This is a genomic window from Falsiroseomonas sp., from assembly GCF_051860665.1.
GTDB lineage: Bacteria > Pseudomonadota > Alphaproteobacteria > Acetobacterales > Acetobacteraceae > Falsiroseomonas.
Genome location: NZ_JBHYDM010000012.1, coordinates 116,510 through 127,468, shown reverse-complemented (window position 1 = coordinate 127,468; position 10,959 = coordinate 116,510). Strand labels below are relative to the sequence as shown.

Sequence of the window (10,959 nt, the reverse complement as noted above, 5' to 3'; positions counted from 1 at the left end):
GGCGCATGCGCGCAGTCGCTGCGGCTGGGCTGCGAACGGTTTGGGGGCTTTCGGGTGTCAGCTACGCGTGCGGAGACGGGCGACCCGACGAGCCGCGCCCTGGCGCGGCTCGAGGAGGCGGTGGAACGCCTCGCACAGGCGGCCGCCCAGCCGCGCCCTGGCCTGGCCGAAGGGATGACCGGCGAGGGCGTGCCCCGCGCCGCCGTCGCCGCCATCGCGGACCGTTTGGACGAGACGATTGCGCGGCTGCGCGCGGCGCTCGGAGAGGATCAATAGATGGGCCAGGTCACCGTCCGCGTCGGCGGCTACAGCCACCCCGTATCCTGCGAGGATGGGCAGGAGGCGCATCTGGTCGCCCTGGCCGGCGAGGTGGACAAGCGGGTCAATTCCATCAAGGCGATGGGCGGCCAGTTCGGCGAAAGCCGGCTGCTGCTGCTCGGCGCCCTGCTGCTGGCGGATGAGGTGCACGACCTGAAGGTGGCCCTGTCCCAGGCCCGCGCCGGCCAGAACATGGCCGCCCCGCAGCCCGACCCGAAGCTGGCCGAGCGCCTGGCCCGTATCGCCGATCGCATCGAGGGCATTGCCCAGACCCTCGACCGCCCCTAAGTGGGTGGGGCGGGGCTGCCCGGTTGGTGAGGCACTTTAACCCCCGGGGCCAATGAGCATCCTCCGGGGGCTGGCGCTGTTCGGGCCGTGGTCCGAGTATCTGGCTCCCACCTGCACCAGCAGGTCTCAGGAGGGTTATCAAGCCCACGGCCATGGTGGCTCCGCACTCAGCCATACCCTCAAACGGCGGGCGGCCGCATCCGCGGCCTTGCCTTCGCGCCCCGCACATGGGCGCCCGGCCTGCGCACCTGCTGGGCGCGCCGCAGGTCGCACTTCTCCACGGCGGTTGCCGCTCATGTCACCGGGCGCCCTGCTTCCCCCTCTCCCCTGAAGGGGGGGAGGGTCGGGGTGGGGGGGGGCGTGCCGTCTGGGCTCACCCAGCCGCATGATGCTCTGCCCCGATCTCCTCGCCGCCCTTAAGGCCGAAGCCCGCAAGCTCGCGCTCGCCCGCCGCGCCGCCTGCGACCCCGCCCTGGGCGCCGCGCTGACCGACCACCTCCTGCGCGAATGCCCGCCACCCCCCGGTGCCACCGTCGCCGGCTTCTGGCCGATGGGCGCCGAGATCGACATCCGCCCGCTGCTGCACGCCCTCCACGCCCGCGGCCATCGCATCGCCCTGCCGGTCACGCCGAAGCGCGGCCAGCCGCTGGCCTTCCGCGCCTGGCAGCCCGGCGACACCCTCGCCCGCGGCCCGCTCGGCACCAGCCAGCCCAGCGCGGACCAGCCGCCGCTGACGCCCGACTGGCTGCTGGTGCCCCTGCTGGCCTTCGACCGTGCCGGCCATCGCCTCGGCTATGGCGGCGGCTATTACGACCGGACGCTGGCCATCCTGCCCGGCGCCACCGCCATCGGCGTGGCCTATGCCGCCCAGGAGGTTGACGAAGTGCCCGTGGGGGTGGACGACGCGCCCCTCGACGCCATCGCGACGGAGCGGGGCGTGATCTTCTGCGGAGCCGCGAAAGCTTGAGAATCCTCTTCCTCGGCGACCTCGTCGGCCGCTCCGGCCGCGATGCCGCCGGTGCCGCCATTCCCCAGCTGCGGGAGCGGCTGAAGCTCGACCTGGTGGTGGTGAATGCCGAGAATGCCAGCCACGGCTTCGGCCTGGCGCCGGAGATGGCGCGTGCCTTGTTCACCGCCGGCGCCGATGTGCTGACGCTGGGCAACCACGCCTGGGACCGCAAGGAGATTTTTTCGTACATCGAAACGGAGCCGCGGCTGATCCGGCCCTTGAACTATCCGCCGGGCACGCCGGGGAAGGGGGCCTTCGTCGCGGTGCTGGCGGATGGCCGGAAGGCGCTGGTGGTGCAGGCCATGGGGCGGCTGTTCATGGATGCGCTGGACGATCCGTTCCGGGGCGTGCAGGCCGCCATCGCCGCGCATCGCATGGGCGCCGGCGGCACGGTGCAGGCGATCCTGGTCGATTTCCACGCCGAGGCCAGTTCGGAAAAGCTCGCCATGGGCCACAGCTTCGATGGCAAGGTTTCGCTGGTGGTCGGCACGCATACCCATACACCGAGCGCGGACCACCAGATCCTGGTCGGTGGCACCGGCTACATGACCGATGCCGGCATGTGCGGCGACTATGACAGCGTCATCGGCATGCAGAAGGGCGGCGCCGCGCTGCGCTTCTGGAAGAAGGTGCCGGGCGAGAAGCTGGCCCCGGCCGAGGGCGAGGCGACGGTGTGCGGGGTATTCCTGGAAACGGATGACGCCACCGGGCTTGCGACCCGCATCGAGCCGCTGCGGATGGGCGGGCGGTTGAGCCAGGTGATGCCGGCGGTCTGAGGCGGGCTGCGCGGCGGCCCCCCACCCAACCCTCCCCCCTAAGCAGGGGGGAGGGCTTGAAGGTCAGGCGGCTTGGCGGAACCGCGCCAGCGTGCCGCTGCGGAGCATGGTGCTGGGCAGGGTGCGGCCCACCACCTCCTCCGCCAGCCGCCCGGCCTCGACCAGCGCGTCGAGGTCGATGCCGGTGGCGATGCCCATCTCCTCGCAGAGCAGGACGAGCTCCTCCGTCGCGATATTGCCCGGCGCGCCCGGCTGCCCCGCGAAGGGACAGCCGCCGAGGCCGCCGACCGTGGTGTCGAAGCGGGAGACGCCCAGCCGCAGCCCGGCATGGGCATTGGCGATGCCCAGGCCCCGCGTGTCGTGCAGATGCAGGATGATGGAGAGATCCGGCCAGCGGCTGCGGACCTCGCCCAGCACCCGCTCGATCCGCGCCGGCGTCGCCCAGCCCATGGTATCGGCCAGCGTCGCCTCGCGCAGCGAAAGGCCCTGCCCGGCGCCGATGGCGAAGGCATCCTCCAGCGCCTGCACCACCTTTTCGGGCGGCACATCGCCCGAATAGTTGCAGCCGAAGGCGGCCTGCACGCTGATGCGCGACACCGCGACGCCGGCCGCGAGATGCGCCGCCACATTGGCGCGCTGCGCTTCGAGGTTTTTGGCGCGGTCGCGATTCAGGTTCTTCAGCGAGAAGGCTTCGCTGGCCACCACGGTGACCGCGCCCTCCACCTTCAGCCGGTCCTTGAAGGCGAGCGCCCGGTTGAGCCCGGCCGCGTTGAACCACAGCGCCGTGTAGGTCACGCCCGGCTTCGGCGCGAAGCCCGCCACCACCGCCTCCGCATCCGCCCAGCCCGGCACCAGCTTGGGCGAGACGAAGGAACAGACCTGGATGTGATGCAGCCCGGTGGCGGAGAGCGCATCCACCAGCGCCACCTTGCGCGCGGTCGGGATCGGCCCGGGCTCGATCTGGAAGCCCTCGCGCGGGCCTTCCTCGCGGATTTCGACGGTGCTGGGCAGGTCGGTCATGGCAGTGCTCCCTCAACGACCGTTCTAGGCCCAGCTTGGCAGGTCGATCCAGGCCAGGTGCCCGCCCTTGCCGGCGCCGCAATCGAGAAAAATGCAGCGGCCGCCGAGCGCGCCCTCCGCCACGAAGGGGCGGCCATCCAGGCTGCGGCGGTCATGGCCGCAGACCACGGTCACATCGGCCGGGATCTTGTCCACCCAGTCATGCACCCGGTCCGGGAAGCCATCCTGCCGCATCCGCCCGGTCACCTGGCCGAAGAGCGCCCGCGTCACCAGCCCCTGCGCCTTCTGCGTCCCGGCATCCGGCGGCGGCGCGGAATGCAGCATGCCCGGGTGGTAGCCGCCATGGACGAAGATGCGCCCGCCATCGCGGATCCAGGCCGGGGCGCGGGCGATCTCCGCCACTGCGCGCGCCTTCAGCGCCTCGCCATCCGGCGCCGCATCCAGCTGCGCCAGGGTCCGGCCCAGCCCCTCCGGCTGGATGCGCAGCTGTGTGCCGGTCAGGGCGCGGCGCAGCTTGTGGTCGTGGTTGCCGAGCAGGAACAGCCCCTGGCCGCGATCGATCAGGTCGAAGATGCGGCGCAGCACCTCCGGGCTGTCGGGCCCGTGGTCGGTCAGGTCGCCCAGTTGGAGGACGAACATATCCGCCGCGAGCGCACCCTCGATGGCATGAATGAAGGCTTCCGCGTCGCCATGCACATCGGCAACCACGCGCAGCCCCGCAAAACCGCGCCAGAGATGCTCCGGACGGTCCCTCATGCGCGCAGCGCCGCGAAGGCTGCCAGCGCCCGGGCCCGGCCCGCCTCATGGGCCACGACCGGCCGCGGATAGGACTGGCCCAGCCGCACCCCCGCGGCCGCCAGCACCTCGGCCGGCGCTTCCCAGGGCTTGTGCAGGAAGGCCTGCGGCAGCTTCGCCAGTTCCGGCACGAAGCGGCGCAGGTAGCGGCCCTCGGGGTCGAATTTCTCGCCCTGCAGGATGGGGTTGAAGACGCGGAAATAGGGCGCGGCATCGCTGCCGCTGCCCGCCACCCATTGCCAGGAGGCGCTGTTGGAGGCGAGGTCGGCATCCACCAGCGTGTCCCAGAACCAGGCGGCGCCCGCCTGCCAGGGCTGCAGCAGGTGCTTCACCAGCAGGCTGGCGGCGATCATGCGGACGCGGTTGTGCATCCATCCCGTCTGCCACAGCTGGCGCATGCCGGCATCCACCACCGGATAGCCGGTGCGCCCCTGCTGCCAGGCTTCCAGCAATCTGGCGTCAGGCTGCCAGGGGAAGCGGGCGAATTCGGCCCGCAGCGGCGCCTGCGGCATTTCGGGGCGGTGCCAGAGCAGATGGTACGAGAACTCGCGCCAGAGGATCTCCTTCAGGAAGGTCTCCGTGCCCGTCGCATCGGCCTGCGCGGCCCGCGCCGCATGCCAGACCTGGCCGGGCGAGACCTCCCCCCAGCGCAGATGTGGCGAGAGGCCGGACGAGCCATCGACCCCCGGCAGGTTGCGCTGCCGGTCATAGGCGCCGAGGGCCTGGCGCGTGAAGCGGGCGAGCCGGGCCTGGGCCCCGGCCTCCCCAGGCTGCCAGCTGGCGCCGAAGCCGGCCGCCCAATCCGGCTCCCCCGGCACGGGATAGAGATCCAGCGCCTCCAGCGTCTCGCCCCCCGGCGGATGCGGCACCCCGGCCAGGCGATCCGGCGCCGGGCGGGGCGGCGGCGGTTCACCGGCGGCCAGCATCGCCTTGGCGAAGGGGGTATAGACCGCATAGGGCTTGCCGCTGCCGGAACCGAAGCCATGCGGCTCCCGCAGCAATCCGGTGGTATGCAGGGTCAGGCCAAGGCCGGCATCGGCCAGCGCCTCATGCACCCGCTGGCTCTGCGCCCGGGCCCAGGGCTCATAGGCGCGGCCGGCATGCACCGCCGCCGCGCCGATGGCCGCGGCGAGCGCCGGCAGAACCGTCTCCGCTCGGCCACGTGCCAGCAGCAGCGGCGCGCCGCGCGCGGCGAGCTCCCGGCCCAGCGCGGCCAGGCTGGCCCGCAGCCACCAGCGGGCGGCGCCGCCGGGCCGATGCAGGCCCGCGGCCGCGTCATCCAGCACGAAGACCGGCAGGACCGGGCGGCCGCCGGCCACGGCGGCGAGCAGGGCGGGGTGGTCGGAGAGGCGAAGGTCGTGGCGGAACCACAGCAGCGAAGGCTCGGTCATCCTCCCTATCTAGGGTGGATCGGGCCGGAAGGGAGCCATGGCAGGTGCAAGTCAGGCGCCCCTGGCGCGCGGTGACCGATCCGGTTCGGTGCCGTTGAACCAATTCGGGGCCGCGGCGTTCTGCCCCCGACCGCAATGCCAGGCCGCCCCCGAGGCCGCGGCTGTGCGGGCCACAGAAAAGGAAGAACCCCCATGATCGAAACCCGCCTGCCGCGCCGCGGCTTCCTGACGATCGGCTCCATGGTCGCCGCCGGCACCCTGGCCGCCCCCGCCATCCTGCGCGCCCAGACCGTGCCGCCGACCCGCACCCTGGCCGATACCATGGCCGGCGATACGCGCTTTTCGCGCTTCCTGGACCTGATCACCCGCGCCGGCATGGTGGAGAATTTCCGCGCCGCGCAGCCGATGACGGTCTTCGCGCCGATCGACGCCGCCTTCCAGGGCGCCCCGGCGAACCTGCTGCAGCAGCTCACCGGCACCAATTCCGCCGGCGGCAGCCAGGAGAGCGTGGATCGCCAGCGCCTGGCCGCGCTGATCAACTACCACGTCGTCCCGGGTGCCTTCCGCTCCACCGAGCTGACCGGCGCCGAGCGCCGCCTGACCACGCGCAATGGCGCGGATATCGCGCTGGCCATGGCGAATGGCGCGGTGACGCTGCGCAACCCGGCGCCCGGCCAGCAGGTGGCCGGCTTCGGCGCCGCCGGCATGAACGTCGCGGCGCAGCCGGCGCGCGTGGTGGCGGCCGATATCGTCGCCAGCAACGGCGTGATCCACGGCATCGACCAGGTCATCTGGCCGTGATGACGGGCCATCTGCCGGCCTCGGCCGGCAGGTGATCCATGGCCCGCCCGGCTTCGGCCGCGGCGGGCTTTTTCGTGTCGGTGTCAGTCCAGCCGCGTCTGCGCCGTGATGGCGGGGCCGAGGTTCAGCGAGCCTTCCAGCCGGTAGCCCAGGCTGAGACCGGCGCGGCGCACCCAGACCTGCTTCAGGTCGAAGAGCGGCAGGCTGCAGCCGGCCTCCATCACCTTGCGCTGCGCGGTCGCCCAGAGGGCGAGCTGTCGCGCCTCGTCCGGTTCCGCCCGCGCCGCATCGATCTCCGCATCGGCGGCGCTGCAATGGGCGAAGTTCAGCGACATGGTGGGCTGCCCCGGCGCGCTGCGCGAATGGTAGAACTGGCCGAGGTAGCTGTCCGCCACCGGATAGCGCGCGGCGCCGTAGAAGGTGAGCTGCGACAGGTCCTGGCGGATCCGCGCGTGATAGGTCGCATGTTCCACCACCTCCATGTCGAGGCGGATATTCGCGCGCCGCAGCTGCGCCTGCACCACTTCCATGATCGGCAATTGCGCGGAGTTGGAGGAGACGACGGCACGGATGGTGACGCCGTTCGGGTGCCCGGCCTGGGCCAGCAGGGCCCGCGCACGCGCCAGGTCGTGCGGATAGCGCGGCAGATCCTCCGTCGCGCCGAGATAGCCGGGCGGCACCGGGCTGGCCCAGGGGGTCGCCACGTCGAGGCCCACGAAGCGCGCGATCGCATGCGTATCGATGGCATGCTGCACGGCGCGGCGCACGCGGCCATCGTTCAGCGGCGCGCTGCGGCTGCTGATCAGCAGGGTGCGGAATTCGCCGGGCGAGAAGACCTCCACCACCGTATTCGGATGCGCGCGCATCCGCTCCACCCAGCGCTGCTCCCGCCGGCCGATGAACAGGTCGAGCTCGCCGGCGGTATAGGCGAGTTCGCGCGTGGCATCGGAGGTGATGAAGCGCAGTTCGATGGCGCGGATCGCCGGGCGGCCGCGCCAATGCGCGTCATGCGCCACCATCCGCGCCGCGCCGCCGCCGGCGCGTTCCAGCCGGAAGGGGCCGGTGCCGGGCGCCTGGCCGCCGGCATCGGCGCGGCGGGAGACGATCATGCCGCCATGGTAGTTGGCGAAAAGCCCGAGCGCGCCGGCCACCGCCTCGCGCAGCGTCACGCGCACCGTCATCGGGTCCAGCACCTCGATCGCCGTGACCGGCGCATAATCGCCGGAGAAGGCGCTGCGGGCGCGATCCGCGGCGCGGCGGAGGGAGAAGACCACATCCTCCGCCTCCATCGCCGTGCCGTCATGGAAGCGGATGCCGGGCCGCAGGCGGAAGGTGAAGCTGAGGCCGTCAGGGCTGCGCACGAAGCTTTCCGCCAGGTCGGGCTCCAGCTTCGCGGGATCGGCGGAGCCGGGCGGGAAGCGCACCAGCCCGTCATAGGCCCAGGCGAGCGGCGCCTTGTCCTGCGTCGCGCTGGCGCGATGCGGATCGGTGGTGCCCATGTCCTGCGCGATCAGCCCGACACGCAGCGTCTGGGCCATGACGGCCGAGGGCAGCGCGAACGCCAGGGCGAGGGCCAGCAGCCTGCTGCGCATTTGTCCTGTCCTTCCCGACGGCCCTTGCGGCCGAAACCTTCCCGGCTTGCAGGATGGGCCCGGCCGCGCCACCCTCGCAAGCATGTCATCCCCAGGTCTCTTCGACGTCGCGATCCTCGGCGGCGGCATGGTGGGCTCCGCCATTGGCTTTGGCTGCGCGGAACGCGGTGCGCGCGTCGCCATGCTGGACGAGGGCGACGTGGCGCTGCGCGCGGCGCGCGGCAATTTCGGCCTGGTCTGGTCGCAATCGAAAGGCGACGGCATGCCGGCCTATGCGGCCTGGACGCGGCGCAGCGTGGCGCTGTGGCCGGCGCTGGCGGAGCGGGCCTCCACCCTGGCGGGGCGGGACGTGCAGTATCGCGCGGTGGGCGGGCTGACCTTCTGCCTGGACGATGCGGAATTCGGGGCGCGGCAGCTTTTCGTGCAGCGCATGCACAACCAGGGCCAGGAAGGCCTGCAGATGCTGGACCGTGCGCAGCTGCAGGCGCTGATGCCGGGCTGCCCGCTGGGGCCGGAAGTGCGGGGCGCCAGCTACCAGCCGGCCGATGGCCATGTCGATCCGCTGATGCTGTTGCGTGGGCTGCAGGCGGGCCTGCGCGCGGCGGGCGGGGTGCATCTGCCGGGCGCGCCGGTGCAGGCGGTGGAGCCCATCGCCGGCGGCTATCGCGTGACGCGGGAGGATGGCAGCGAGGTCACGGCCCAGCGCATCGTCGTCGCCGCCGGCGTGAAGACGACGCCGCTGGCCAAAATGGTCGGGCTGGATGTGCCGGTGCGGCCGGTGCGCGGCCAGAACATCGTCACGGAGCGCCTGGCGCCGCTGCTGCCGCTGCCGGCCAGCGCCATCCGCCAGACCGGCGACGGCACGGTGCAGATCGGCGTGACCAGCGAGGATGACGGCAGTTTCGCGACGGCCACCACCACGGCGGCGCTGGCCACCATGGCGGCGCGTGCCTTGCGCGTGCTGCCGGTGCTGTCGCAGGCGCGCATGGTGCGCAGCTGGGCGGCGCTGCGGCCGATGACGCCGGATGGCTTTCCCGCCTATGCGGAAAGCGCCACCCATCCCGGCTGCTTCGTCGCCACCTGCCATTCGGGCGTGACGCTGGCCGCCGTGCATGCGGGGCCGCTGGCGGAAGCGGTGCTGGCCGGCGTGCTGCCCGAACATGCGCGCGACCTGCATCCGGATCGCTTTGTTGGAATGACCCATGTTTCGTCGCACTGACCCCCCCGACTGCACATTCTGGTGGGAGGGGCGGGAGCTGCCGGCGCGGGCGGGCGAGAGTCTCGCCGTGGCGCTGCTGGCTGCCGGCATCACGACGTTCCGGGAAACGCCGGTGACGGGTGCGGCACGCGGGCCGCTATGTCTGATGGGCGCCTGCTTTGATTGCCTGGTGCAGGTGGCGGGCGCGCAGAACGTGCAGGCCTGCCTGGTGCCGGTGACGCCCGGGCTGGTCGCCTCGATGCAGCACGGCGCGCGCGGCTTTGCGGAGGACGCGGCATGAGCGTCGCCGACGAATGGACCGCCGAGGGCGCCGCGAAGCCGCCAGTGGCGGAGACCACGGATGTGCTGGTGCTGGGCGCCGGCCCCGCGGGCATGGCGGCAGCGACCGAGGCGCGCGCGCATGGCATGCGGGTGCTGGTGCTGGACGAGAATGCCGCGCCGGGCGGGCAGGTGCATCGCGCTGTTGAGAAGCGCGAAGCGAGGGACGACCAGGACAAGGACGGCGCGAAACTGGCCGCGGCCTTCCGGGCCTCGGGCGCCAGCTACCGCCCGAACGCCACCCTCTGGGCCGTCGAGCCCGAGGGCAAGGTCTTCTGGTCCGAGGGCGGCGCGGCCCGCTCCATCCAGGCGGAGCGGCTGATCCTCTGCGCCGGCGCCACCGAACGCCCGCTGCCGATCCCGGGCTGGACCCTGCCGGGGGTGATGAGCGTCGGCGCCGCGCAGATCGCGCTGAAGACCGGCGGGCTGGTGCCGGAAGGCGCGGTCTGGCTGGCCGGGCAGGGGCCGCTGCTCTGGCTCTATGCGGTGCAGGCGCTGGAGAAAGGCGGTGCCATCGCGGGAATCGTGGATCTCTCGCCACCCGGCGGCCTGCAGCGCGCCCGGCCGCATCTGCTGCGGGCGCTGAAGGCGCCGGAATATCTCTGGCGCGGCCTTGTGTGGCAGCGGCGGGTGAAGCGCGCGGTGCAAGTGATCCCGGCCCGCGAATTGCGCGCGGAAGGGGAGGGGCGCTTGGCGCGCATCCTGGTGGATGGCGTGGCGCATCCGGCGGACCTGCTGCTGCTGCATGACGGCGTCGTGCCGAATACCCAGGTGACGCGCGCCATCGCCGGCCTCACCCATGGCTGGGACCCGGTGCAGCGCTGCTGGCGGCCGGGGCTCGATCTCTGGGGCAATACGGCGGTGCCGGGGGTGATGGTGGCGGGGGATTCGGGCGGCATCGGCGGTGCGCGGGCGGCCGCGCTCTCCGGCCGCATCGCGGCGCTGGAGGCGGCGCGGGCGCTGGGCCGCATCACCACCGATGAGCGCGACGGCCGCGCCGGCCCGCTGCGCCTGCTGCGCGACCGGCAACTGGCGCCGCGCCTGTTCCTGGACGCCATGTTCCCGCCGCTGCCCGAGGCGGCCATCCCCGACGAGACGATCCTCTGCCGCTGCGAGGAGGTGACCGCCGGGCGGGTGCGCCAGGCGGTGGCGCTGGGCTGCCTCGGCGCCAACCAGACCAAGGCCTTCACCCGCGCCGGCATGGGGCCCTGCCAGGGGCGCATCTGCGGCCCGGCGGTGCATGGCGTGATCGCGGCGGCGCGCGGGGTGCCGGGCGGCGAGGTCGACCCCTTCCGCACCCGCTTCCCGACCAAGCCGCTGACGCTGGGCGAGCTGGCGGCGCTGGCGGGATGAGGCCGGCGCAGGCGATGGGCAAAAGCCCTCTCCCCCACTTCCTATGGGGGAGAGGGTTGGGTGAGGGGGATGTGCAGGT

The 10,959-nt window shown here is 72.7% G+C and carries 12 protein-coding genes and 1 other RNA gene; 9 read left to right on the top strand and 4 right to left on the bottom strand.

Annotated features, from left to right (window positions below; genetic code table 11):
• The first annotated feature begins 54 nt into the window (after positions 1–54).
• The 5 genes from ACTIF1_RS14435 (at position 55) to ACTIF1_RS14415 (ending at position 2,391) form a co-directional block, all read left to right on the top strand.
• Complete coding sequence (locus ACTIF1_RS14435) at positions 55–276, top strand: hypothetical protein (RefSeq protein ID WP_439597136.1); 222 nt, start codon at positions 55–57, stop codon at positions 274–276.
• Entirely contained in the window at positions 277–606 is a 330-nt protein-coding gene (locus ACTIF1_RS14430; protein ID WP_439597135.1) for a cell division protein ZapA, read from the top strand.
• A gap of 9 nt (positions 607–615) precedes the next feature.
• Positions 616–772, top strand: a non-coding RNA gene (gene ssrS / locus ACTIF1_RS14425) — 6S RNA.
• 219 nt (positions 773–991) lie between these two features.
• A complete protein-coding gene (locus tag ACTIF1_RS14420; protein ID WP_439597134.1) occupies positions 992–1,573 on the top strand; it encodes a 5-formyltetrahydrofolate cyclo-ligase in 582 nt (193 codons plus the stop codon).
• A complete protein-coding gene (locus tag ACTIF1_RS14415; RefSeq protein WP_439597133.1) occupies positions 1,570–2,391 on the top strand; it encodes a TIGR00282 family metallophosphoesterase in 822 nt (273 codons plus the stop codon). Before ACTIF1_RS14420 ends, ACTIF1_RS14415 begins: the two co-directional genes overlap by 4 nt.
• Positions 2,392–2,454: 63 nt before the next feature.
• Here ACTIF1_RS14415 and ACTIF1_RS14410 read toward each other — a convergent pair whose 3' ends face one another.
• Genes ACTIF1_RS14410 through ACTIF1_RS14400 form a run of 3 tightly spaced genes read right to left on the bottom strand, consistent with a single transcriptional unit; the run spans position 2,455 to position 5,597 of the window.
• Positions 2,455–3,411, bottom strand: coding sequence for a hydroxymethylglutaryl-CoA lyase (locus ACTIF1_RS14410; RefSeq protein WP_439597132.1), 957 nt, complete (start codon positions 3,409–3,411; stop codon positions 2,455–2,457).
• Positions 3,412–3,435: 24 nt separating this feature from the next.
• The gene (locus ACTIF1_RS14405; protein ID WP_439597131.1) at positions 3,436–4,167 is read right to left on the bottom strand and encodes a metallophosphoesterase; all 732 of its coding nucleotides are present in this window, start codon (positions 4,165–4,167) and stop codon (positions 3,436–3,438) included.
• On the bottom strand, positions 4,164–5,597 hold the full coding sequence (locus ACTIF1_RS14400; RefSeq protein WP_439597130.1) for a cryptochrome/photolyase family protein: 1,434 nt from the start codon (positions 5,595–5,597) through the stop codon (positions 4,164–4,166). The genes ACTIF1_RS14405 and ACTIF1_RS14400 overlap by 4 nt, the downstream gene beginning before the upstream one ends.
• A gap of 192 nt (positions 5,598–5,789) precedes the next feature.
• Between ACTIF1_RS14400 and ACTIF1_RS14395 the strand changes: the two genes are divergently transcribed.
• Positions 5,790–6,398, top strand: a complete 609-nt coding sequence (locus ACTIF1_RS14395) for a fasciclin domain-containing protein (protein WP_439597129.1) — start codon at positions 5,790–5,792, stop codon at positions 6,396–6,398.
• An 83-nt stretch (positions 6,399–6,481) separates the two neighbouring features.
• Here the strand turns inward: ACTIF1_RS14395 and ACTIF1_RS14390 are convergent, their stop codons facing one another.
• Positions 6,482–7,990, bottom strand: a complete 1,509-nt coding sequence (locus tag ACTIF1_RS14390) for an ABC transporter substrate-binding protein (RefSeq protein ID WP_439597128.1) — start codon at positions 7,988–7,990, stop codon at positions 6,482–6,484.
• A gap of 82 nt (positions 7,991–8,072) precedes the next feature.
• Here ACTIF1_RS14390 and ACTIF1_RS14385 point away from each other — a divergent pair, with 82 nt between their 5' ends.
• Genes ACTIF1_RS14385 through ACTIF1_RS14375 form a run of 3 tightly spaced genes read left to right on the top strand, consistent with a single transcriptional unit; the run spans position 8,073 to position 10,880 of the window.
• Positions 8,073–9,209, top strand: a complete 1,137-nt coding sequence (locus ACTIF1_RS14385) for an NAD(P)/FAD-dependent oxidoreductase (RefSeq protein WP_439597127.1) — start codon at positions 8,073–8,075, stop codon at positions 9,207–9,209.
• The gene (locus ACTIF1_RS14380) at positions 9,193–9,489 is read left to right on the top strand and encodes a (2Fe-2S)-binding protein (RefSeq protein ID WP_439597126.1); all 297 of its coding nucleotides are present in this window, start codon (positions 9,193–9,195) and stop codon (positions 9,487–9,489) included. Before ACTIF1_RS14385 ends, ACTIF1_RS14380 begins: the two co-directional genes overlap by 17 nt.
• Positions 9,486–10,880 (top strand): NAD(P)/FAD-dependent oxidoreductase, encoded by a 1,395-nt coding sequence (locus tag ACTIF1_RS14375; RefSeq protein WP_439597125.1) that lies wholly within the window; start codon positions 9,486–9,488, stop codon positions 10,878–10,880. The genes ACTIF1_RS14380 and ACTIF1_RS14375 overlap by 4 nt, the downstream gene beginning before the upstream one ends.
• Positions 10,881–10,959: the final 79 nt, after the last annotated feature.

What these genes read in the sequence shown, in the direction of transcription:
- ACTIF1_RS14400 (WP_439597130.1), bottom strand. Translation starts at nt 5,597, where the DNA reads ATGACCGAGCCTTCGCTGCTGTGGTTCCGCCACGACCTTCGCCTCTCC.
- ACTIF1_RS14420 (WP_439597134.1), top strand. Translation starts at nt 992, where the DNA reads ATGATGCTCTGCCCCGATCTCCTCGCCGCCCTTAAGGCCGAAGCCCGC.
- ACTIF1_RS14375 (WP_439597125.1), top strand. Translation starts at nt 9,486, where the DNA reads ATGAGCGTCGCCGACGAATGGACCGCCGAGGGCGCCGCGAAGCCGCCA.
- ACTIF1_RS14405 (WP_439597131.1), bottom strand. Translation starts at nt 4,167, where the DNA reads ATGAGGGACCGTCCGGAGCATCTCTGGCGCGGTTTTGCGGGGCTGCGC.
- ACTIF1_RS14380 (WP_439597126.1), top strand. Translation starts at nt 9,193, where the DNA reads ATGTTTCGTCGCACTGACCCCCCCGACTGCACATTCTGGTGGGAGGGG.
- ACTIF1_RS14430 (WP_439597135.1), top strand. Translation starts at nt 277, where the DNA reads ATGGGCCAGGTCACCGTCCGCGTCGGCGGCTACAGCCACCCCGTATCC.
- ACTIF1_RS14385 (WP_439597127.1), top strand. Translation starts at nt 8,073, where the DNA reads ATGTCATCCCCAGGTCTCTTCGACGTCGCGATCCTCGGCGGCGGCATG.
- ACTIF1_RS14410 (WP_439597132.1), bottom strand. Translation starts at nt 3,411, where the DNA reads ATGACCGACCTGCCCAGCACCGTCGAAATCCGCGAGGAAGGCCCGCGC.
- ACTIF1_RS14390 (WP_439597128.1), bottom strand. Translation starts at nt 7,990, where the DNA reads ATGCGCAGCAGGCTGCTGGCCCTCGCCCTGGCGTTCGCGCTGCCCTCG.
- ACTIF1_RS14395 (WP_439597129.1), top strand. Translation starts at nt 5,790, where the DNA reads ATGATCGAAACCCGCCTGCCGCGCCGCGGCTTCCTGACGATCGGCTCC.